Here is a 22149-nt window from a genome sequence, read left to right as displayed (position 1 = left end):
GTTGTGCTGGTCGTGCTGATCGTGCTGATCGTGCTGATCGTGCAGCTGGTGCTGGCAATGCAGCTGGTGCGGTGCCGCCGGTCGCGCGTGGACCGCGGCAAGGCAAGTACCTTACCCGGCCACGGCCTGCATGAGCACGAACATCCCGGCCAGCAGGAACGCGATGCCGGCGGCGGCCAGCAGGGCGTTGAGCACGAACGTCGGGTCCGCCTGCCGGGGCACGCGGACGCGGCCGGGTTCACCGTCGGGGGAGGGGCGCTCGATCTCCACCTCGACGATCTGTCCGACCCGTCCGGCGGCGAAGTTGCTGTAGAACGTGTCGGTGACCATGCGGGTGGTCCCGTCGCGGTCGGTGACCTCGAGGACCATCGCGCGCAGGTCGTCGCCGGGCCGGCCCGTCGATGCGACGACCACGGCCTCGGTGCGGAACCGGCGCTCGGACCGTTGGTGGCGCAGGGCGAACCAGATGACGGCGGCGGCGATGGCCGCGACGCCGATCGCTATGAACAGGGACGCCACGAGCATCCGGTCACCTCCCCGCGAAAACCCCGCCGCGCAGCTGGGTGAACCGCACGATCGCGGATCCCAGCGCAACGGCGGCGAGCACGAACAGGGGGATGGACGGCCCGGCGATGGGCAGCAGGGCCTCGAGCAGCACGGGCAGGCCGAAGCCGAGGTAGGTGAACACGTAGTAGATGCCGATCGCCGTGCCGCGCCGCTGCGGCGGCGAGAACGTCTCGATGTCCAGCAGCCCCTCCCGCAGGCACAGCCCGTAGGCGGTGCCCAGCAGCATGGACGCGACGATGAACAGCCACACGGGCGGCGTCGCCGCGCCGAGTCCCGCCAGCGTCATGCCGGCGGCGGCGAACAGGGCCCCGGCGATGCCCGAGCGCGGCCCGAACCCGTACTTGCGGCCGAGCGCCTGGGCGGTCAGCCCGGAGCCGAAGGCGAACACGGCGGCCATGCCCGGCAGCAGCACGCCGGAGTCGAAATGCGCGCTGACCCGCCCCGCCAGGACCAGGAATGCGGTGGTCACGCACGCGAAGACCCACAGTGCCATGGGTAGCGACGTCGCCAGCGCGATGCCCATCCCGCGCCGGTGGCCATGGTCCGGGTCGCGGTCCGGGACGGATTGCTTTGCGACGCCACCGTCCCCGTCATCGCCCGCATCCCGCGATGCGGCGCCCAACTCCACCGGCTCGTGGCGCGCGTCGCCGACCACCGCGGAGGCCGCCACGGCGACCAGCGAGAAAATGACGGTCACGATGAACGGCACGGCGACCGTCGCCGAGGCCGGCAAGAAATAGGCCAGCAGACCGGAGGCGATGGGTCCCGTCGCAAAGCCCGAGGTCAACATGATGCCGGCCAGCGTCACGCCGCTGGCGCCGCGCAACCGGCCCGCCCATGCGGTGCCGGCGCTGACGGCCAGGCCGACGCCGAGGCCGACGATGAAGCGGCCGATCATCAGGCCCGCCGCGCCGTGCCACAGCAGGAGACTGAGGTTGCCCAGCGCCGCGATCGTGCCGCCGGTGAGCACCACCGGGCGGGCGCCGATGCGGTCGGCGACGATGCCGCCGAACAACAGGCACGGCACCAGCCCCAGCGCATAGATGCCGAAGGCCCCGTTGACCAGGACGGGCGAGTAATTCTGCTGGTCGCGCAGGACGACGAGCACAGAGGCGAAGTGGTTGGCCGCCCAGCCGGCGCTGAGCAGCAGCGTGGCCACGGTGGCGAACACCAGCCCCGCCGACCTGGGCTTCGTTGCCGCAGCGTTCATCGTCCATGCCTCCTTCGCGGTCCCGCAGATTGCTCAGTGACGTTACGCCACTGTCGTGCAGATCACAGGCAGGAGGCGGGGGAAGTGCGGGTGCGCCCGTCACCGCCCCGCGAAGACCCCGGCGCGCACCTGGCCCGTGCGCACTGCGGCGGCGGCCAGCGCGATTGCGCAGATGACCAGCAGCGGCAGCGTCGGCCCGGCGATGGGCAGCAGCCATTCCAACAGTACGGCCGTGCCGGCACCGAGGTAGGTGAACACGTAATAGACGCCGATCGCCGTGCCGCGGCGGTGCGGCGGCGAGAACGCGTCGATGTCCAGGAGGCCTTCGCGCAGGCACAGCCCGTACGCGGTGCCCAGGACCACCGACGCGACGATGAACAGCCACACGGGCGGGACGGTGCCGCCGAGGCCGGCCATCGTCATGCCCGCCGCGGCGAGCAGTGCGCCGGCGATGCCCGAGCGCGGGCCCCAGTGCAGCGTCCGGCCCAGGCTCTGCGCCACGACTCCGGCGCCGAACGCCAGCGCCGCGGCGATGCCAGGCAGCAGCGCGCCGGAGTCGACGCGCTCGCTGACCCGCGCCGCGAGCACCAGAAACGACGTGGTCACGCACGAAAACACCCACAGTGACATCGGCAGGGCGGTGGCCAGCGCGCGGCCCATGCTGCGGCGATTCGGGTTCGCGGGATTGCTTTGCGACGCTCCGGAGTCCCCGTCCGCCCGCGCCGGAGCAGGAGCCGGAGGCGTGGGGGCGTCGCCGACGATGGCCGACGCCGCCACGGCGAGCACCGACAGGACCACCGACGTGAGGAACGCCGCCGTCACCGCAGAGTGGGTGGGCAGGGCGTGGACGATCCCGCCGGAGGCGATGGCGCCGACGGCGAAACCGGCGGTCAGCACGATCCCGGCCATGGTGACGCCCGCCGTCCCGCGCAGGCGGCCGGCCCAGGCGGTGCCGGCGCTGATCATTAGCCCGACGCCGAGGCCGACGATGAATCGTCCGGTCAGCAGCCCGGCGGTGGTGGACCACAGCAGGATCAGCAGGTTGCCGGCGGCGGCGATGGCGCCGCCGGCGAGGACCGCTGGGCGCGCGCCAATCCGATCTGCGAGAATGCCGCCGGCCAGCAGGCAGGGCACCAGGCCCACGGCGTAAATGGCGAACGCCCCGTTGAGCAGCACCGGCGACAGGCCGAGCCCGTCGCGCAGGGCGGTGATCACCGAGGCGTAGTGGTTGGCCGCCCAGCCGGCGCTGAAGATGAGCGCGGCGACGGTGGCGAATACTGCGCCGGTGCCTCGGCCGCCGGTGATGCGTGACGCCACGTGACCTCCTCGGGGACCGGGCCCGGGAGATGGAACCGGGCGATGGCTGGCGGAGACTCTACCCGGCTGCGGCCGTCGCCGGTCACGGCCACCGGATCGGCCGACGGATCAGCCGACGAGGGTCAGCGCGAGGAGGCGGCCATGGTCGCGCGGCGGGCGATGGCGACGAGCAGCACTGCCGCCGAGGCGATGGCGCCGGCCCAGACCAGGCCCGGGTCCTCGAAGGAGCCCTCGGTGCGGGCGACGGCGATCCACGCCAGGCCCCACGAGGTGGCCAGCGCCGGGGCGATGCGGCCGCCGTCGAGAATCGCGGCCATGATGGCGACGATCGCCGCGACCGTGATGCCGGTGACGCCGGTGCCCACTTCGTCGAAGGCGGTGAAGCCCTGGTCGGACATGGTGGCCCAGAAATTGGCGAACGCCGCCGCCAGGACCCAGCCGAAGTACAGGCCGAAGGTGCCGTCGGTGAGGACGAGCTCGACGATCCCGCCGGTACGGGGGCGGCCCAGGATGTACAGGATGCGGATGAGCACCGCGAGCAGGACGACGATGACCGCGACGGACAGCCACAGCATCTCCAACTGGACGGTCCACAGCCACGCTCCGTTCAGCAGGGCGGACAGGATCGCCCACGGGCGCAGCACCCGCTGGCGCTCGGAGCGGCGGGCGACGGGGAACAGCTGCCAGATGGCGTAGGCGGCCAGCCCCGCGTAGATGACGCTCCAAATGCTGAAGGCGGTGCCGGCCGGTGCCAGCGGCGTCGCGTCGGCGGACAGTGCGCCGCCGGCGGCTTCGGCCACGGGCGTGCCGCCGAGGGCGCCGCTGCCGATGAAGGCCATGACGATCGCGGCGGCGACGCCGAGGACGGTGATGATGGCCATCGGCCAGGCGTTGTGGTCGGTGGTGCGCGAGTCGGGGTGATCCCGGCGCGAATCGTGGTCGGTGGCGGAGTATGCGCGTGCGTCAGTCATGGTGGCGCCCACGGTACGGGAATGCTGACACGTCCGTGACTGGCGTTTACTTGCCGGGCGTGCGGGTGGAGCTCGTGGACGGCGGCAGATCACCGCGCCGCACGAGCTCCGCCCGGTATCGGGCCATGCCCCGGCGGCCCAGTGGTTCCAGCCGCGGCAGGATGTGGGGCAGCAGCCCCGGGGCGAGCATCGCGGCGCGCGCCAGCACTCCGTCGACGCGGTTGGGGAAGACCTCGGCTACGTGGCGGCCGATCACCCCGAGCGCGGCGTCGGCGATGGTCTCCGGCGACTGGGGTGGCCCGAGGAATTGCAGCGCATTGCCGTCTTCGGCGACCTCGCGCCACAGCATCGGGGTGTCCACGGAACTGGGCAGTACCGAGGTCACGGCGATGCCGTCGCCGCGCAGGCTCATCCCCAGCGACAGCATCGCCCCGCGCAGCCCGAACTTCCCGGCCGCGTACACCGCCTGATCCGGCATCGGCATCACGCCGCCGAGCGAACCCAGGACGATGACGTGCGACCGCACCGGCTTCCTCCGCCGCCGACCCGCACCGGGCATCCAGCCTCGGCGCCCGGGTGCCTCAACGACTTCGTGCAGCCGCCCCTTCTTCAGCAGCGGCAGCGCCATCCGCACCAGGTGCATCGGCGACGCCAGATTCACGGCGAGCTCGGCGTCGACGTCCTGCGTGGTCCGCGCGCCGAAATCCTCGTTGGACACCATCCCCGCCGCATGCACGAGGACGTCGATGCGGTGGTGGCGGCGGGCGACGTCGTCAAGCAGAGCCGCAAGCGACGCCGGGTCCGAGGCGTCGACGTCCGGCAGGTCCGCGGCCACGACCGTCGCGCCCGCGGCCCGCAGCTTTGCGACGACCCGCGTGCCGATCCCTCCCCGCGCACCCACCACCACGGCGATCGCCCCGGTCAGGCGCGTGCGGTCGGTGCTGGTCGTGTTCGGCGCGGTCATGGGGGCGACGCTACAACCAGCCGCGGGCCTGCGCGGTGCGATTGGCCTCCATCCGGTTCGACGCCCCCGTCTTCGCGATCGCCGAGGAGAGGTGATTGCGCACGGTGCCCGGGGCGAGGTGCAGGCGGGAGGCGATCGCCCGGACCGAGGAACCGTCGCCGGCGGCCGAGAGGACCTCCATCTCGCGGGCCGTCAACGGGGACGGACCGGCGGCCAGGGCCTCCGCCGCCAACGCGGGATCGACCGCCCGGCCCCCGGCGTTGACGGTGCGCACCGCCTGGGCCAGGGCTTCCGCCGGAGCGTCCTTGACCATGAACCCCGACGCGCCGGCGGCCATCGCCCGCTGCAGGTAACCGGTGCGCCCGAAGGTGGTGACGATGAGCACCCGGCACGCGCCGTCGCCGCTGCCCTGGTGCGCGTCGTCCCTGCCGCGCCCGTCGTGCCCCTCGTCCCTGCCGTTCCGATTGAGCGCGGCGATGTCGGCGGTGGCGCGGAGGCCGTCGTAGGGCATCTCGATGTCGAGGATGGCGACGTCGATGCCGTGCTCGGCGACGGCGTCGGCGACGTCGGCGCCATCGGAGAGCTGCACGACGACGTCGAGGTCGGGCTCCATGCCCAGCAGCAGGGACAATCCGGCACGGACGAGTTCCTGGTCGTCGGCGACGAGCAGCCGGATCGGACGGGTGCGGTGTTCGGCGGTCATGCGCGCACCTCAAGGATGGTGCCGGGGCGATGGTGGTCGTCCCCGGAATCGGACGCGGCGTCGGTGATGGTCAGCCGCGCGGAGGCGCGCTCGGCGCGGCGGGCGAGCCCGCGCAGGCCCGTTCCCGCGGCGACGGCCGCGCCGCCCATGCCACCGGGGATGCCCGCGCCGTCGTCGATGACGCGCAGCACCGCGCCGCCGGCCGAAGTGGCCGGATCGGTGGCGCCGAGGATCTCGATGCGGCACCGGCTCGCCCCCGAATGCCGGACGACGTTGGTGACGGCCTCGCGCAGGCACCACGAAAACAGGCGCCGATGGCCGGGTTCGAGGGCGGGCAGGTCGGCGGCGGCCGGGACGTCGGCCTCGATGCCGGCGGCGGCCAGCGTGGCGCGGGCGAGGTCGAGCTGGTCGGCAAGGCCCGGGGCGTCGAGGAATTCGACCGTGGAGCGGACGTCGCGCAATGAATCGCGCGCCGTGGCCAGGATGCCGTCGAGCTGGCGCTCCGCGGCGGCGGGGTCGTCGCCGACGAGCCGTCTGGCCAGCTGCGCCTGCACGGTGATCGACGTCAGCGAATGGCCCAGGGCGTCGTGGACTGTGCGGGCCAGTTCCTCGCGCTGCTCGGACAGCGCCACGCGCTCGGACAGTTGGCGCTCGACTTCGGAGTGCTCGTCGGCCAGCCGGAACAGGGTGATGATCCCGGCGGTGAAGATGATCGGGGTGATCAGCGCGAACCGGAACTCGGCACCGGCGATGACGACGACGCCGAGGGAGCCCGCGATCGCCATGACCAATGCCATGGGCACGCCGACGACCAGTCGGTGGGTGAACATCCACAGGGCCATCAGGTACGGAACCATGCCCGCCACCGTGGCGCCGGCGGCGGGGATGGCCGCGGCGATCAGCGCCGTGAGCACGGCCGTCTGGACCGCCGTGTTCGCCGCCAGGGACAGGCCCTGGATCGGCCGGGAGCGCACGAACGATGCCAGGTAGATGACGCCGAAGGCGATGATGGCGGCCAGCGCGAGCACGCGGGCGGCCGTGGAGGGGCCCGGGGCGGTGACCGTCTCGAAGATCGGCCAGGCCAGGAACACCAGCCAGACGCCGGCGAACATGAGCACGAAGCGGCGCTCGCCGGGCGTGAGATTCTCCGGCGGCTGCCATCCGGATGGGGGCACGGGGACCTCCGGTGTCGTGGAGGAGGGGTTCATGTCCGAGGATATGCGCGCCCGGGTCAGCGCCGGTTGCGGTTGCGCCCGGCGATGACGCACACGACCAGGAAGATCAGGGTCCACGCGGCGATGTTGGCGAGCGCCAGCCCCAGCGATTCCTGCCCGGGCATCGCGCCCGCGGTGGCCGGGGCGATGAGGCCCTCCAGCTGGGGCCAGCGGGCCAGAGTCGCGGGGCCGTACATCGGGGTGAATTTGGCGATGTCCAGCATGATCCCGTCGAGCGGCATGAACAGCGTGCCGAAGAAAGAGAAGACGACCAGCATGCCCGACGCCGCGGACACGGCGGCCTCGGAGCGGAAGAGCATGGCCACCGCGAGCCCGTAGAGGGCGAAGGGAAGGGCGACCACCAGGCTCAGCGCCATCGACGCCGCCCACATCCACGCTTCGTCGAGGCTCGCGCCGACGATGGCGCCGATGACGTGGATGACGGCGATCGGCAGCAGCGCGATGATCAGCGACACCAGCACCTTCGCCGCGTAGTAGCCGGTGGTGCTCAGCGAGGTCAGCGCCAGCTGGCGGCCCCAGCCGGCGTCGCGCTCCACGGCGGTGAGCCCCGCCAGCGTCGTCGTGGCCATGGCGGCGCCGTAGACGGACATGGACGTCATGACGAAGGCCGAGACGTTGCCCGCCCCGGCGGCCTGCTCGACCGCGTCGCCGCGGGCGCCGAACATCAGGAACAGTGCGGCGGGCAGCACGGCGATGAAGAACGTCGCGTCCCACATCCGCAGCGTGCGCCACAGCTCCTTGCCGGCGTATCCGGTGAGGATGTTCCAGTTCATGTCAGGACCCCGCTTCCGCGTCGGTGCCGGTCAGTTCGAAGAAGAGGTTTTCCACGGTCCGGGCGCGGACCTCGATGTCGCGGACGAGGCCGTTGGACAGCAGGTGCAGCGCCACCGCGTCACCGTCGGGGGCGCTGAAGGTCGCCTTCCCGTCGCCGGTGATTTCGACGGCGTCGGGTGCGAGGCCGAGGGCGCCCGCCACCTCGTTCGGCGACTGCTCCGACGTCCACGTGCCGGTGATCGTCTTGTCGCCGTCGCGGACCAGGTCGTCGAGCGAGCCGTCGACGATGATCGAGCCGTCGCGGATGAGGATCAGCCGGTCGGCGAAGTCGTCGGCCTCCGCGAGATAGTGGGTGGCGAAGACGATGGTGCGGCCCCGATCGGCCTCGGCGTGCATGGTGCGCCAGAACTCGCGGCGCGCGGTGGCGTCCATGCCGGCGGTCGGCTCGTCGAGGATGAGCAGCTCCGGATCCGGCAGTAGCGCGAGGGCGAAGCGCAGCCTCTGCACCTGTCCGCCGGAGCAGGCGGAGACCTTGCGGTCGGCGAAATCCACGATGCCCGCCCGGGCGAGCACCTCGTCGACGTCGAGCGCACTGGCGTGGCAGGCGGCGACCATCTTCAGGGTGCCCTCCACGGTCAGGTCCTTGAGCAGGCCGCCGGTCTGGAGCATCGCGCCGACGCCGCCGCGCCAGGCGGTCACCGCGGGGGACTCGCCAAGGACGTCGATGGTGCCCGCGTCGGGCGTCGTAAAGCCGAGGACCATGTCCAGCAACGTGGTCTTGCCCGCTCCGTTGGGCCCGAGCAGGGCCACGACTTCGCCGACCGACACCGTGATGGACACGTCGTCGACGGCGGTGACCTGGCCGAAGCGTTTGGTCGCGCCCTCGATGGTCAGTGCCGTTGGTGTGTTCATGGCTTCATCGTGCGTCGCCCGGGCGCTCGCGGGAAGTGCCATGCGGCCGGTTCCCCGCATGACAAATGTCATGCACCTGCTTGGCGACGGCCACCCGGCAACCCGAAGGCGCCGCACCGCGGCTTCGGCCACCGTGGCGAGGAGCCCGATCCGCGTCGGCGTCTAGGGTGGCGGCCATGCGATTCCTCGATGACGTCAAGCCCCCGTACGAGCTGACCTACGACGACGTGTTCATGGTCCCGTCGCGGTCGGCGGTCGGCTCCCGCATGTCCGTGGACCTGTCCACCGCCGATGGCACCGGGACCACGATTCCGCTGGTCGTGGCCAACATGACGGCCGTGTCCGGCCGGCGCATGGCCGAGACCATCGCCCGCCGCGGCGGCATGGCCATCCTGCCGCAGGACGTGCCGGCCGAGATCGCGGCGGAGACGATCCGGAAGGTGAAGGCGGCGCACCTGATCTTCGAGACGCCCATCACCGTCAAGCCGCATCACACGGTCGGCTACGCCCGCAACCTGCTGCCCAAGCGCGCCCACGGTGCGGCCGTGGTCGTCGACGGGGACGTGCCGGTGGGCATGATCACCGAGAAGGACCTGCGCGGCGCCGACAACTTCGCGCAGGTGGGCACCCTGATGAGCGGCAACCTGCTCACCCTGCCCGACGGCATCGAGCCGGAGGAGGCCTTCGAGCGCCTCGTCGACGCCAGCCGCAGGCTCGCCCCGGTCGTCGATGGGGAGGGGAAGTTGGCGGGCATCCTCACCCGGCGCGGGGCGCTGCGGGCGACGGTGTACCGGCCCGCCGTCGACGGGGACGGCAAGCTGCGCGTCGGCGCGGCCGTGGGCATCAACGGCGACGTCGAGGGGCGGGTGCGCGCGCTGGTCGACGCGGGTGCGGACACCCTGGTCATCGACACCGCCCACGGTCACCAGGAGACCATGATCGACGTGCTGCGCCGCGTCCGTGCGCTGGCGCCCGGCGTACCCATCGTCGCCGGCAACGTGGTCACCGCCGCCGGCGTGCGCGATCTGGTGGAGGCGGGAGCGGACATCATCAAGGTCGGCGTCGGCCCGGGCGCGATGTGCACCACCCGCATGCAGACCGGCGTCGGCCGGCCTCAGTTTTCCGCCGTGCTCGAGTGTGCGGCGGCGGCCAAGGAGCTTGGCGCCCACGTGTGGGCCGACGGCGGCGTGCGCCATCCCCGCGACGTCGCCCTGGCGCTGGCCGCCGGCGCGTCCAACGTGATGGTCGGCTCGTGGTTCGCGGGCACCCACGAATCGCCCGGCGACCTCAAGGTCGGCGCGGACGGCGAGCTGTACAAGGAATCCTTCGGCATGGCCTCGCACCGGGCGGTGGAAAGCCGCAATGCCCGCGTCGGCGCCTTCGAGCGTGCGCGCCGGGCGATGTTCGAGGAGGGCATTTCCTCGGCCCGCATCCGGTTGGAGCCCGGCCGCGGTGGAGTGGAGGATCTGGTCGACGGCATCGTCTCCGGCGTGCGGTCGTCCTTCACCTACGCGGGAGCGGCGGACATCCCCGCCTTCGCCGACCGTGCCGTCGTCGGCGTGCAGTCGGCGGCCGGGTTCGCGGAAGGCGAGCCCCGCCCCGGCGTGCGCTGACGTGGTTAGGGTCGGGGCATGACCAACGACGAGGGAACCGGCGGAACGGACGGTGGCGCGAAGGACGGCGGCGCGCAGGACGGCGGCGTCGCCCGCCTGGACTGCCGCGGCTGGGAGCGGGTGCTGTGCGTCGTCGCGCACCCGGACGACACCGAGTACGGCATATCGGCGGCGGTCAACGCCTGGTCGCGGGCGGGCGCGGAGGTCTCGTACCTGCTGCTGACCTCCGGCGAGGCGGGCATGCAGCGAGACCCCGCCGAGGTCGGGCCGTTGCGCGCGAAAGAGCAGCGAGCGGCGTGCGAATGCGTCGGGGTCGATGATCTGGTGATCCTCGACCACCCCGACGGCCATCTGGTGGAGGGCCTCGACCTGCGCCGCGACATCGCCCGTCGCATCCGCCAGGTCCGCCCCGATGCCGTGGTCACGCTGACGTTCGAGTTCGAGGCGCCGCACGGCCTCAACCAGGCCGACCACCGCGCTGCGGGCCGAGCCGCCATCGACGCCGCCCGCGACGCCGGCAACCGCTGGGTCTTCCGCGAGCTCGCCGAAGAGGAGGGGCTGGAGCCGTGGGAGCCGGACGTGTTCCTGGTCGGCCAGGTCGGCGATCCCACGCACGTGGTGGAGGTCGAACCCGGCGACGTCGACGCCGCCGTGAAGTCGCTGGAATGCCACGAGCAGTACCTCGCCGATCTTCCGGGCCATCCGGCACCCGACGAGTTCATCCCGCCGATGCTCGAGTCCGCGGGCGCCCTCGTCGGCGCCGACCATGGCGTGGCGTTTCGCGTGTACGAACTCGGCGGCGTGGCCAAGGAACGCGAATAGGCCACGGTGCCGGTCCGCGGTATTTCCCTATCTCCATTTCGCGGCCTTTCTTCCCGCCTTCGCCCCGTGGCACCGTACGGTCCACCGCCGGCCGGTGCAGGGGTACACGCTTTGTTCACGCGGGGTTATTCGCGTTAAATCGATGGGGGAACGACCTGGGCCAGAAGGGCCGATGAATGACCGCATCGACGTGAGGGGGAACGCCGGATGGTGGAGATCGCGGCGATTGCGGCGGTCGTCATCCTCATCCTCAACGTGGTCGTCGCCTCCGCCGTAACGCGCCGGAGGCATCCGCGTGATGGCTGGTTGCCGGTGATCCTGCTGGGCGGCACGACGATGATCGCGGTCGTGGTGGTGGGCACCATCGTCCTTCCGGAATCGGCGCTCAACCGCGACCGCGGCATCGACGTTGCGCTGGTCGTCGCAGTGATGGCCGCCGTCGTCGCCGCGGTGCCCGCCGTGCTGGCCAGGGCCGTCGCCCGTCCGGACTCCCCTGACGGAGCCGACGACGGCGGTGCCCCATGAACTTCGTGCTGGATCTGGTGTCCGTCGCGTTCATCGTGATCGGAACCGCGTTTTTCACCGCGGGGACCATTGGTCTGATCCGTTTCCCCGATCTCCGCAGCCGCCTGCACGCCCTGACGAAGGCCGACGGGTTGGGACTCGGATTCATCGTGTTCGGGGCGGTGCTGCAAGCTCCCTCGGTGGCGGTCGCGGGACTGGCGGTCTTCGCGTGGGTGGCCACGCTCGCCGCCGCATCGGCGTCTGCGCGGATGATCGCCGCCCGCGCCGCCGAACGCGAGGACGGCGCCGACCGGCCCACCGACCAGCCCACCGGCCACACCACCGACCGGGCGGAGGTCGCCGATGCAGATCGCTGACGCCGCATTCCGCGAAGCCGACCGTGCGCTCGGGGTGGTCGACGTCGCCATCGGCCTGGGCCTGATCGCCCTCGCCCTCGGAGCGTTGTTCGCCCGCACACGGTCGACGGCGGTCATGCTTTTCCTGTGCGCGGGCGCCCTGATGATCCCCGCCTGGCTGCGCTTGGGAACCGTCGACATGGCGCTGGCCGAAGGTGCGCTGGGCACGGGCATTCTCACCGCGCTTTTGCTCACGGTCGCCGCGGAACGAAAGCCGCTTGACGACGCCGACGCCCGACCCCACCGCCCAGGGCAAACCGGCACCGCGCAATCCGGCTCCGCGCAATCCGGCTCCGCGAAATCGGGCCGGCGCTGGCTGCCCGCGGTGTCGAGGGTGGCCGTCGTCGCCGCCATGGTTGCCGTGATCGGGGTGCCCACGGCGTCGCTGTTGCGCACCCTCGGCCCCGATCGCGAGTTCGCGTGGTCCGACCCGATGGCCGCGGCGCTCCCGGAGTCGGGCGTCGAATACGGCGTCACCGCCGTCCTGTTGAACTTCCGCGCCGTGGACACCCTCCTGGAATCCGCCGTGCTGCTCTTCGCGGCCATTGCCGCGACGTCCATCGCGACCGCCGCCGTCGGCGGTGAGCGCGGCCCCATCGCCTCTCGACCGGTGCCCGGGATCTCCTGGTTCGGCAACGTGCTCGGGCCCGTGGCCCTGCTGCTGGCCGGCTGGCTGCTCTACGCCGGCACGAGTTCGGCCGGTGGCGCATTTCAGGCCGGCTCGGTGCTGGCGGGCGGCCTGCTGCTGCTCCACGCGGCCGGCGCGGGATGGGTGCTGAAGTCCCATCGCGCATTGACCGTCGTCGCCGTCGCGGGCGTCGCGGTCTTCCTCCTCGCCGCGATGGTCGGCCCGGCCACCGGCGACGTGTGGCTGGCCTTCGACCCGGCGTGGGCCGGGGCACTGATCCTGGCGGTGGAAACGGCCCTGGCACTGGGCATCGCCGCCGCCCTGGTGCAGATGTACCTGGTGCTCATCGGTCGGGAGGTGCGCGCATGATCGGGGACGTCCAATCCATCGCCGGGTTCGGCCCGGTCACGGTCGTCGCGTGGTTCACCGCGCTGGGCGCCGTGCTCTTCGCCGCGGGTTTGGGCCGGGCCGTGACCGCGCGTGATCGATTGGCGCAGATCATCGGCTTCAACGTCGTGGGGCTGGGGTCGCTGCTGATCCTCGTCGCCGTCGGCGCCCGCGGCGGTGCCCCCGATCCTTCACTGACCGCTTTGGCCATCACGGGCCTGGTGATCACCGTCGCCTTCACCGGAGTCGGCGTCGCCCTCGTGCGCGCCATCGAATCCGACGCGAATGACGACACGGCCGACGAGGGGGAGCAGCGATGAACGCGGGCGAGCTCCTCCTCGGCCTGGTGGTCTTCATGCCGCTCCTCGGCGCGCTGCTGACCGCTGCGGCGGGCACCGGTCACCGCAATGCCCGCGGCCCCATCGGCATCGTGGCCGCCGGGGCCACCGCCGCCGCATCTCTTGCCCTGGCCATTCACGTCGGCGTCTCCGGCGAGGCCGTCCAGCTGTCGCCGGGCGGGTGGGGCGAGCCCCTGGGCCTGCGCTGGGTCGCCGACGGCCTCGGCGTCACCTTCGTCGCGCTGACGGGCATCGTCGGCGCCGCCGCCTCGGCGGTGGCCGTGGCCATGCCCGGCGCCACCGGAACGGGCGGCAAACCGAACCCGGCGTTCTGGCCGTTGTGGATGGGGTGTTGGGCCGGGCTGAACACGGTGCACGTTTCCGGGGACTTCTTCAACATCTACGTGGGCCTGGAGCTGGCCGGGCTGACCGCCGTGGGCCTCGTCGCACTCGGCGGGCGCGACGCATGGCCCGCAGCCTTCCGCTACCTGGTGGTCACCGTCGTCGGCTCGATGCTCTTCCTGCTCTCCGTCGCACTCATCGCCGCCGAGACGGGCACCCTCGATTTCCACCGGGCCGCCGACGTCATCGGCGCCCAGGAGGCGATGCCCGCCGCGATCACCATCGCCGTCCTGCTGGGCACCGCGGGAATGGCGCTGAAGTTCGCGTTGGCGCCTTTGCACGGCTGGCTCATCCCCGCCCACTCCTCGGCGCCGTCGGTCGTTTCGCCGCTGCTGTCGGCGCTGGTGATCAAGGCACCTGTCGTGGTGCTGCTGCGCTTGTGGACCGGAATCGTCGATGACTCCGCGGCCCACGCCGTGGCATCGTGCCTCCTCGGCGCGATGGGCGTCACGGCCCTGCTGTGGGGATCCGTGATGGCGATCCGCCAGACCAGGCTGAAAAAACTCATCGCCTATTCCACCGTCGCGCAGGCCGGGTACTGGGTGCTCGCCATGCCGATCATCGGTGACCCGGACGTCGTCGAGCAGGGCCTGACCGGTCCCGAGGCCGACCACACCGTCCTGTTCTGGGTGCTCACCGGCACCGTGGCGCTCATCGTCGCCCACGGATTGGCCAAAGCCGCGCTGTTCCTCGTCGCCGGGCTGCTCAAGGAGCATTACGGCACCGACGACATGGGCGACCTCGCCGGCGCCGGCCGTGCGCACCCCATGCTCGCCATGACCGCCGGGCTGTCGGCCGTCACCCTGGCCGGCATGCCGCCGTCGCTGGCGTTCGGCGGCAAATGGCAGGTGGCCACCGGCGCGGTGATGGAACGGCAGTGGTGGATTCTCGCGGCGATCGTGGCGGCGACGTTGCTCAGCGTCGCCTATCTGCTGCGCATTCTCGCGCCCATGCTTCGGGACACCGGGGAAAACCGCAGTGCCGCCGCCCGCCCCACCGGACCGGCCATCCCCGCCGCGGCAACCGGTGCCGCACTCGTGCTGGCCGTTGCCGCCGTGGCATCGGGCTTCGTCGTCGTGCACTTCGACGCACTGCTCCAGATCGGGGGCCCCGCATGATCGACGGCGGTTACGTGGCGCCGATCATGGTGCTGTTGTCCTTTGCGGTGGCGCTGCTCATCTTCCCGCTGGCGAACCACCGCGTCGTGGCGCGATCGGTGATCAATCTGACGGCGGCCGTCGTCAAGCTCGGTTTCGTCGTCTACCTGATCCCCGCCGTGTTCGTCGACGACGCCCGGCCCGAATGGTCGATGGGCTTCCTGCCCGGCATCGACCTGGTGCTGCGCGTGGACAAATTCGCGCTGTTCTTCGCCGGGCTTTCGGCGTTCCTGTGGTTGCTGACCACGCTGTACGCCATCGGCTACCTCAGGGGCACGGAGCACCGGAGCAGGTTCTTCGGGTTCTTCAGCCTGTGTGTCACGGCGACCGTCGGCATCTCGTTTTCGGGCAATCTGATCACCTTCCTGGTCTTCTACGAGCTGTTGACCCTGGTCACGTACCCGCTGGTGGCGCACAAGGGCGATGAGAAATCGCTGGCGGCCGGCCGCGTCTACCTGCGCTATGCGCTCTCGGGCGGCCTGGCGGTGCTGTGCGGCGTCGTGTGGCTGACGGTCCTGGCCGGGCCGGTGGACTTCGCCGGGGGCGGCGCCGACGGCCTGGCGGCCCTGGTGCCCGAGCACCCCGTCGCCCTGACCGTCATATTCGCCCTGCTCGTCGGCGGCATGGGCGTCAAGGCCGCACTCGTGCCGCTGCACGGTTGGCTGCCCCGCGCCATGGTCGCCCCGGCGCCGGTCAGCGCCCTCCTGCATGCGGTTGCCGTGGTCAAGGCCGGCGTCTTCGGCATCTGCCGCGTCGTCGACGACGTCTACGGCATCGAGGTCGCCGAAGAACTCGGCGTCCTGGGCCCGCTTCTCGTGATCGCCTCGATCACCATCGTCTACGGCTCCTACGTCGCGCTGCGCCAGACCGACCTGAAGGCGCGGCTGGCGTACTCGACGGTGTCGCAGGTGTCCTACGTGGCGCTGGGCCTGGCCATGGCCGATGTCGTGGCCACCAGCGGCGGAATCCTGCACTTGGTCCACCAGGGGATCATGAAGATCACCCTGTTCTTCTGCGCGGGCCTGTTCGCCGAGGTCATGGGGCGCAAGGCCATCGCCGAACTCAACGGCATGGGCCGCCGCATGCCGTTGACCTCCGTGGCCTTCACCATCGCCGCCTTCGGCATGATCGGTCTGCCGCCGACGGCCGGGTTCATCTCCAAGTGGCAGCTGGGGCAGGGCGCGCTGCTGTCGGACAACACGTGGGTGCTCGGCGTGCTCGTCGCGTCCACGCTGCTCAACGCCGCGTACTTCCTGCCGATCGTCTACGGGCTGTGGTTCCGCGAGGACCAGGCGGGCTCCGGCGGCGGCACCGGCTCCGGCTCCGGCTCCGACTCTGACGCCACCTCCGATTCCGAGTCCGATTCCGAGCCCACTCGTTCCATCGTCGCCCGGCGGATGATGCTCGTGCCGGCGCTGGTGACCACGGTCGCCGTCCTCGTCCTGGGCCTCGCGGCGTCGGCGACGTATTCGCCCCTGTGGGTCGCGGAGATCATTTCCGAGGGGGTGTTCCGATGACCTGGTGGGCCGCCATGTACGCGGCGCCCTTGGCCGTGCTGTTCGGGCTGATGTTCTCCGGCTTTGCGACGGCCACCGCACGCCCCCGCCTCCGTGCCACTTTGGGTGCGCTCGCGCCGTTGTCGACGCTGCCCGCGCTCGTCCCCGCTCTGGCGCCGGATCCGGGAGAGGTGCGGGTCGATTGGCTGCTGTTGGGCACGCGCCTGGAGATGGACGGGCTCGCGGGGCCGCTGATCGTCGTCGCGGTGATCCTCTACTTCACGGCGCTTGCCGCGATCGGGTGGCGTCGAAAAGCAGGCGGCGGGAACGTCACAGGGCGGGGCGGAAAAGCCGGAGCGGCCGGAGCCGACCGCATGCCCGCGCTGTCGGGATTCCTGGTGGCCGCCTACCTGGGCAATGTCACGGTGTACGCCGCGGCGGACACCGCCACCTTCTACCTGTCGTTCGCCGTCATGAGCTTCGCCGCATTCGGCGCGATCATCCACGACCTGACCGATAAGGCTCGGTTCGCGTCGAAGGTCTACCTGGTCATGTCCGTGATCAGCGAGGTATCGGTGCTGAGCGCGCTGATGATCATCACCGCCGCGGCGGGCCCGGCGGTCGCCGACGCCCCGGCCGCGGTGTCCGGCCACCCGCTGTCCTGGCTGATCATCGCCCTGCTCATCGTCGGCTTCGGCGTCAAGGCGGGCACGGTGCCGCTGCACATCTGGCTGCCGCTGGCGCACCCCGCCGCACCGCCGGCCGCATCGGCCGTGCTGTCCGGGGCGATGGTCAAGGCCGGAATGCTGGGATGGCTGCGCTTCCTGCCGCTGGGCGAGGACCCCGAACGGGCATGGGGGCTGGTGCTGCTCGCATTGGCGCTGGTCGGCGCATTCGCCGCCGTCGTCGTGGGCGCGGTGCAAAAAGACCCGAAGGTCGTGCTCGCGTATTCGACGATCTCCCAATTGGGATTCATGGGCGCCGTGGTCTCCGTCGGCCTGCTCGAACCCACCCTCGCCGCAGCCTGCGCGTGGGCGACGGTCGTGTACGCCGTCCACCATGGCATCGCCAAGGGCGCATTGTTCCTCGGCGTGCAGATGTGGCGTGAACTGCGCCGCAGCCCATGGCGGTGGCCGATCATTGCGGGCATGGCCGTGTCCGCGGCGGCGGTGGCGGGCGCCCCCTTCACTTCCGGTGCCCTGGGCAAGTACGTGTCCAAGAAGGCCGTCGAAGACCTGGGCATCGGCTGGCTGCCCCTGGACTCGTTGCTGCCGCTGGTGGCCACGGGGTCGACGATCCTGCTCATCCGGGTCGCGGTGCTGCTTCATCGCGAAGAAAAGTCGGAAGAACCCGCAGGCCCCGCCGTTGCCGCAGCGTGGCTGGCGCTGGTCCCATTGGGCGTCGCGGTGCCGTGGCTCATCGGCGAGTACCGCGTGCCGCTGGACCCGCCGTCCCCCGATCCCGCCGTCCTGTGGGACGCGACGTGGCCCATCGCCCTCGGCGCGGTCATCGCCGCCGGCCTGTGGTGGATGGCCACTCGGTCGCGGGCGTTCGGCGATGTCGCTTCCGCGGACTCCGACCCCATCTTCCCGCCCGGCGACCTCCTCGGCCCCGAACTCGTGGTGGCGCGGTCGGCCCTGCGGGGCGCGGCCGACGCCGACGAGCGCGTCCGCGACGCCGCCGGGAGGGTGGGCGAGTCCATTGCCGAGGGTGCCGCCTCGGCCAACCGGGTGGTGGACGACGCCGTCGCCCGATCGGATGAACGGCTGGCACGTGCCTCCGTTTCCGGGCTGGTGCTGTTGGGCGTGGTCGCCGCGCTGATGGCGATCGTCGTGATCACGGGAGGGGCATGAGATGAAGACACCGGGATTCGGATCCACCGTTGCCGCGGCGCTGCTGCGCGGGCTCGCGTTCGCCACGGTGTGGGCGCTGCTCACCCGCGCCGATTCGTCCTACGTCGTCTATGGGCTCGTGCTGGTTCCGCTGGCCACGGCGCTGAGCCTCGCGGTGTCGCCACCGCGGATGGTTCCTGCGCCGCGCACGTGGGTGCCCAGGGCCGGGCGCGGCATCGTGCTCATCGGCTGGTTTCTCGGCCAGACCTTCCTCGGCGGCGTCGACGTCGCAAAGCGTGCCCTGGCACCGGAGCCGGACATCGAACCGCACGTCGAGAGGCTGCCCGTCCGGCTGCCGGCCGGCCCCGCCCGGGAACTCGCCGAAGCCATGATCAACCTCATGCCGGGCACCGTCATCCAGGGCACGGGCGACGATCACGTCGACCTTCACGTGCTCAGCCCCGATCTGGATGCGGCGGGCCAATGGGCGGCGCTGGAGGACCGCGTCGCCGCCGCGGCGGGCGTCGCGCTATCTTTTGAATAGACGCCGCTTGAACGCGCGTCGCGCACGAGTTATCGAGGCAAGGAGCACCCGCCGACCGTGGATAATCTGTGGTTCGCCTTCGGCCTGACCATGGCCGCGGGTTTGTCGACCGGCATCGGCGGTCTCATTTCCGTCGGCAGGCGCGATCCCGGACCCCGGTTCATGGCCGGGGCTCTGGGCTTTTCCGCCGGCGTCATGCTCTACGTCTCCATGATGGAGATCCTGCCCAAGGGCATCGAGGAGCTGTCGGAGGCGTGGGGCACGGTCACGGGAAATTGGGCGGCGATCGCGGCGTTTTTCGGCGGCATCGCCCTCATCGCGATCATCGACCGTCTCGTGCCGGAGCCGATCAACCCGCATGAGCCGGGGTCCCTCGACGATCCGCACGTCTCCGCGCAGCGCCGGCGGATGATGAAGATGGGCACGATGACGGCCCTGGCCATCGGCATCCACAATTTTCCGGAGGGCTTCGCCACCTTCATCTCGGCGTTGGAGGACCCGCAGCTGGCCATCCCGGTCGCCGTGGCCATCGCGATCCACAACGTGCCCGAGGGCATCGCCGTGGCCGTTCCCATCCACCAGGCCACGGGGAGCCGTCGCAAAGCACTGAAGTGGTCGTTCGTGTCGGGCCTGGCGGAGCCCGCGGGCGCGCTGATCGGTTTCCTGGTGCTCATGCCGTTCCTGGGGCCGGTGACCATGGGCATCGCGTTCGCCATGGTCGCGGGCGTGATGGTGTTCATCTCGCTCGATGAGCTCCTGCCCGCCGCGGAGTCCACGGGCCGCCACCACACGGCGATCTACGGGCTCATCGCGGGCATGGCGGTCATGGCCGTGAGCCTGCTGCTGTTCCTGTGATGGGCTACCGTTGCCGGGAGGAACTGGGGCGGCGACGCCGGGGGATCGGAGATAGGGGAGTGCGACGATGAGCGGCGGACCGCTTTTCACTCGGATTCGGCTTGACGACGCCGCACCGTGCCCATGCGGCGGCGCGGCCCGTGGCCAGGGGCGTGGGCCGGGAGCCGGGCGGCAACAGGGGCGCGGGGACGGGGAGACGGCGCCGCGGTATGGCGACTGCTGCGCCCCGCTGCACCGGCGCGAGCGGCTGGCGGAGACCGCCGTCGAGCTGATGGCCTCGCGCTACAGCGCGTACGCGGCGCATGAGGCCGACTACATCTGGATGACGTGGCACCCGCGACGCCGCCCGGAGGCCGTCACCTTTGACGCCGACGTCGAGTGGCTGGGCCTGGAGATCGTCGACGTCGTCGATGGCGGCGCGGACGACCGCGAGGGCGTCGTGGAGTTCCGCGCCCACTACCGCGACGCCGAGGGCCGCGGGCAACTGTGGGAGCGCTCGACGTTCATTCTGCGGTCGAAGCGCTGGATGTACGTCGACGGCGAGTTCAAGTAGGGGCCCATACGGGAACACGCTCCCTGGCCAAATGGCCGGGGAGCGTGCGGTGAAGCGATGACGGGGGTCGGGTTCTACCGGCCCTTCTTCTTTGCGTCGCGGTCGGCCAGCAGGCCGCCCGGGGTGGCGGATCCGGCCGAGGCGCGGACGCGCGACGTGTGCGTCCCGTCGGTGCGGGAGGCCGGCGTGCGGGCTGCGCGATCGCCGTGGGCAGAACCTGCCGCAGCGGCATCGGCATCGGTGGTCCGGTTCACCTTCGTGGCGCCGGCCAGGGCGGTGTCCTGATCCTCGGCGTCGCCGGCGCCGTGGCCCTTGTCGGCATCATGGCCCTTGTCGTGCCCCTTGCCGTGGTCGTCACCGTGGCCCTTGCCGTGGCCGAAGGGCAGGAAGTGGAGGATGGCCACGAGGATCGCGCCCCAGATCGCGCCGATGATCAGCGAGCAGATCGTGTTGACCACCCAGGCCAGGAAACCGGCGGGGACCAGGGTCTCCAGGTGGTGGACGAACTGGTACGGGGCGTGCCAGCCCAGCTCGTCGACGCCGACGAGGATGATGTGGCCGCCGACCCACAGCATGGCGAAGGTGCCGATGATCCCGATGATGGTCAGCACCACCGGCATCGCCTTGACCAGGCCCGTGCCGAACTTCCCGGCGAAACCGTCGCTGCGCTTGGCCATGGCCAGGCCGATGTCGTCCATCTTCACCAGCAAGCCGACCACGCCATAGACGAGGACGGTGATGGCCAGGGCGACGACGATGAGGATGACGGCGCGGCGCACGAACGCCTCGTTGGCGACCTCGTTGAGCGAGATGACCATGATCTCCGCAGACAGGATGAGGTCGGTGAAGATCGCCGACTTCACCAGCGAGTCCTCGTCGGCCGGTTCGCGGTCGAGGGCGGCGGCTTCCCGTGCCGCCTTTTCCTCCGCGGTCTCGCCGGAGAGCTTGTGCGAGACCTTCTCCCACACCTTCTCCATGCCCTCGAAACACAGGTAGGAGCCGCCGAGCATGAGGATCGGCGTCAGCGCCCACGGCAGGAACTGCGACAGCAGCAGCGCGATGGGCAGGATGATGACGAGCTTGTTGACCAGCGATCCCTTGGCGATGCGCCAGATCATGGGCAGCTCGCGCTTGGGTTCGATGCCGGTGACGTACTGCGGGGTCACGGCGGCGTCGTCGATGACGACGCCGGCTGCCTTCGCGCCGGCCCTGCCCGTGGCGGCGGCGATGTCGTCGGCCGAGGCCGCGGCGGCACGGGCCAGCGCGGCGACGTCATCGAGGAGCGCCGCGAGACCGCCGCTCATCGGACTGCCCCCGAGGTGCGAAAGTCAACGTTGTTCATGCTGTCGGTCATGAACGGAATTGTATGCCGCGAATCGGATCCGCGGCGCGGTCCGCGCCGGTAACCTCTCCCACATGCGATGGACCCCCAGGCAGCTCAAGCGTTTCATGTGGATGTGGCCCCCGTACCTCGGCGCGGGCGTGCGCATCGAGGAGGCCGCAGAGGATGGCACGCGGATCGTCATCAAGCACCGCCTGCGACCGTGGTTCACCAACGCCGTGGGCACCGTGTTCGGCGGGACGATGCAGTCGATGACCGACCCGTTCTTCATGATCCTGGCCATGCACCAGCTCGGCCCCGGCTACCGCGTGTGGGACACCGAGGCGCAGATCGAGTTCCTCAAGCCCGGCCGCGGCACGATCCGGGCGATCATCGAGATGCCCGCCGAGACCATCGAGGAGATCCGCGCCGAAATCGCCGGCGGCGACAAGCACCTGCGCTGGTTCGAGTGCGACATCGTCGACGAGGGCGGCGACGTGGTGGCGAAGGTGCGCAAGCGGCTGTACTTCCGCAAGTCCAAGCCGAAGACCTGAGCTCACGGCCCGAGCCGAAGACCTGAGCCCGGCCCCGCACGGGGTGCCCGATCCGGCGGTCATGGCATGATCGG

The 22149-nt window shown here is 71.1% G+C and carries 22 protein-coding genes and 1 pseudogene; 13 read left to right on the top strand and 10 right to left on the bottom strand.

The annotated features are described in order from the left end of the window. Positions 1 to 111: 111 nt before the first annotated feature. The 9 genes from ACFWGD_RS04555 to ACFWGD_RS04515 all read right to left on the bottom strand — a co-directional run bounded on the left by ACFWGD_RS04555 (position 112) and on the right by ACFWGD_RS04515 (position 8653). Positions 112 to 525 carry a DUF3592 domain-containing protein gene (locus ACFWGD_RS04555; protein WP_377777378.1) on the bottom strand — a complete coding sequence of 138 codons (414 nt, stop codon included), beginning with the start codon at positions 523 to 525 and terminating at the stop codon, positions 112 to 114. Positions 526 to 529: 4 nt separating this feature from the next. Further along, entirely contained in the window at positions 530 to 1777 is a 1248-nt protein-coding gene (locus ACFWGD_RS04550; RefSeq protein ID WP_377777377.1) for an MFS transporter, read from the bottom strand. A 99-nt stretch (positions 1778 to 1876) separates the two neighbouring features. Then, on the bottom strand, positions 1877 to 3094 hold the full coding sequence (locus ACFWGD_RS04545) for an MFS transporter (RefSeq protein ID WP_377777376.1): 1218 nt from the start codon (positions 3092 to 3094) through the stop codon (positions 1877 to 1879). Between the two features lie 122 nt (positions 3095 to 3216). Then, the gene (locus ACFWGD_RS04540; protein WP_377777375.1) at positions 3217 to 4065 is read right to left on the bottom strand and encodes a tryptophan-rich sensory protein; all 849 of its coding nucleotides are present in this window, start codon (positions 4063 to 4065) and stop codon (positions 3217 to 3219) included. Positions 4066 to 4111: 46 nt separating this feature from the next. Next, entirely contained in the window at positions 4112 to 5029 is a 918-nt protein-coding gene (locus ACFWGD_RS04535; RefSeq protein ID WP_377777374.1) for an SDR family NAD(P)-dependent oxidoreductase, read from the bottom strand. 10 nt (positions 5030 to 5039) lie between these two features. Further along, positions 5040 to 5732 carry a response regulator gene (locus ACFWGD_RS04530; RefSeq protein WP_377777373.1) on the bottom strand — a complete coding sequence of 231 codons (693 nt, stop codon included), beginning with the start codon at positions 5730 to 5732 and terminating at the stop codon, positions 5040 to 5042. After that, a complete protein-coding gene (locus ACFWGD_RS04525) occupies positions 5729 to 6940 on the bottom strand; it encodes a sensor histidine kinase (RefSeq protein WP_377777371.1) in 1212 nt (403 codons plus the stop codon). Before ACFWGD_RS04525 ends, ACFWGD_RS04530 begins: the two co-directional genes overlap by 4 nt. A gap of 23 nt (positions 6941 to 6963) precedes the next feature. Further along, positions 6964 to 7740: an ABC transporter permease gene (locus tag ACFWGD_RS04520; protein ID WP_377777369.1), complete on the bottom strand. Its 777-nt coding sequence runs from the start codon at positions 7738 to 7740 to the stop codon at positions 6964 to 6966. Between the two features lies 1 nt (position 7741). After that, positions 7742 to 8653 carry an ABC transporter ATP-binding protein gene (locus ACFWGD_RS04515; protein WP_377777368.1) on the bottom strand — a complete coding sequence of 304 codons (912 nt, stop codon included), beginning with the start codon at positions 8651 to 8653 and terminating at the stop codon, positions 7742 to 7744. Positions 8654 to 8829: 176 nt separating this feature from the next. Between ACFWGD_RS04515 and ACFWGD_RS04510 the strand changes: the two genes are divergently transcribed. From ACFWGD_RS04510 to ACFWGD_RS04455, 12 genes are all read left to right on the top strand, one after another. After that, entirely contained in the window at positions 8830 to 10266 is a 1437-nt protein-coding gene (locus ACFWGD_RS04510) for a GuaB1 family IMP dehydrogenase-related protein (protein ID WP_377777367.1), read from the top strand. An 18-nt stretch (positions 10267 to 10284) separates the two neighbouring features. Further along, positions 10285 to 11088 (top strand): PIG-L deacetylase family protein, encoded by an 804-nt coding sequence (locus tag ACFWGD_RS04505; protein ID WP_377777366.1) that lies wholly within the window; start codon positions 10285 to 10287, stop codon positions 11086 to 11088. A 207-nt stretch (positions 11089 to 11295) separates the two neighbouring features. Next, positions 11296 to 11613 (top strand): hypothetical protein, encoded by a 318-nt coding sequence (locus ACFWGD_RS04500; RefSeq protein WP_377777365.1) that lies wholly within the window; start codon positions 11296 to 11298, stop codon positions 11611 to 11613. Beyond that, positions 11610 to 11969: a cation:proton antiporter gene (locus tag ACFWGD_RS04495; protein ID WP_377777364.1), complete on the top strand. Its 360-nt coding sequence runs from the start codon at positions 11610 to 11612 to the stop codon at positions 11967 to 11969. Before ACFWGD_RS04500 ends, ACFWGD_RS04495 begins: the two co-directional genes overlap by 4 nt. Then, on the top strand, positions 11956 to 13005 hold the full coding sequence (locus tag ACFWGD_RS04490) for a hydrogenase subunit MbhD domain-containing protein (RefSeq protein ID WP_377777363.1): 1050 nt from the start codon (positions 11956 to 11958) through the stop codon (positions 13003 to 13005). The genes ACFWGD_RS04495 and ACFWGD_RS04490 overlap by 14 nt, the downstream gene beginning before the upstream one ends. Then, positions 13002 to 13343 (top strand): NADH-quinone oxidoreductase subunit K, encoded by a 342-nt coding sequence (locus ACFWGD_RS04485; RefSeq protein ID WP_377777362.1) that lies wholly within the window; start codon positions 13002 to 13004, stop codon positions 13341 to 13343. Before ACFWGD_RS04490 ends, ACFWGD_RS04485 begins: the two co-directional genes overlap by 4 nt. Continuing rightward, positions 13340 to 14881, top strand: a complete 1542-nt coding sequence (locus ACFWGD_RS04480; RefSeq protein ID WP_377777361.1) for a complex I subunit 5 family protein — start codon at positions 13340 to 13342, stop codon at positions 14879 to 14881. Before ACFWGD_RS04485 ends, ACFWGD_RS04480 begins: the two co-directional genes overlap by 4 nt. Next, positions 14878 to 16437: a complex I subunit 5 family protein gene (locus tag ACFWGD_RS04475; RefSeq protein WP_377777360.1), complete on the top strand. Its 1560-nt coding sequence runs from the start codon at positions 14878 to 14880 to the stop codon at positions 16435 to 16437. Before ACFWGD_RS04480 ends, ACFWGD_RS04475 begins: the two co-directional genes overlap by 4 nt. Next, the gene (locus ACFWGD_RS04470) at positions 16434 to 18269 is read left to right on the top strand and encodes a proton-conducting transporter membrane subunit (protein WP_377777359.1); all 1836 of its coding nucleotides are present in this window, start codon (positions 16434 to 16436) and stop codon (positions 18267 to 18269) included. The genes ACFWGD_RS04475 and ACFWGD_RS04470 overlap by 4 nt, the downstream gene beginning before the upstream one ends. Before the next feature lies 1 nt (position 18270). Then, entirely contained in the window at positions 18271 to 18792 is a 522-nt protein-coding gene (locus tag ACFWGD_RS04465; protein ID WP_377777358.1) for a Na+/H+ antiporter subunit E, read from the top strand. A gap of 57 nt (positions 18793 to 18849) precedes the next feature. After that, positions 18850 to 19647 carry a zinc transporter ZupT gene (zupT, locus tag ACFWGD_RS04460; RefSeq protein ID WP_377777357.1) on the top strand — a complete coding sequence of 266 codons (798 nt, stop codon included), beginning with the start codon at positions 18850 to 18852 and terminating at the stop codon, positions 19645 to 19647. Positions 19648 to 19714: 67 nt separating this feature from the next. Further along, a complete protein-coding gene (locus ACFWGD_RS04455) occupies positions 19715 to 20200 on the top strand; it encodes a YchJ family protein (RefSeq protein WP_377777356.1) in 486 nt (161 codons plus the stop codon). 392 nt (positions 20201 to 20592) lie between these two features. On the opposite strand, the pseudogene ACFWGD_RS04450 reads toward ACFWGD_RS04455, so the two are convergent. Further along, positions 20593 to 21504, bottom strand: a pseudogene (locus ACFWGD_RS04450) (DUF808 domain-containing protein); the annotation flags it as partial. A gap of 112 nt (positions 21505 to 21616) precedes the next feature. On the opposite strand from ACFWGD_RS04450, the gene ACFWGD_RS04445 reads away from it, so the two are divergent. Continuing rightward, a complete protein-coding gene (locus ACFWGD_RS04445) occupies positions 21617 to 22075 on the top strand; it encodes a DUF4442 domain-containing protein (RefSeq protein ID WP_377777355.1) in 459 nt (152 codons plus the stop codon). The last annotated feature ends 74 nt before the right edge of the window (positions 22076 to 22149 follow it).

It is taken from the genome of Corynebacterium sp. NPDC060344, assembly GCF_042725215.1.
Taxonomy (GTDB): Bacteria; Actinomycetota; Actinomycetes; order Mycobacteriales; family Mycobacteriaceae; genus Corynebacterium.
Note: the sequence above shows the minus strand (reverse complement) of the source record. Positions and strands in the feature narration are given on the sequence as shown.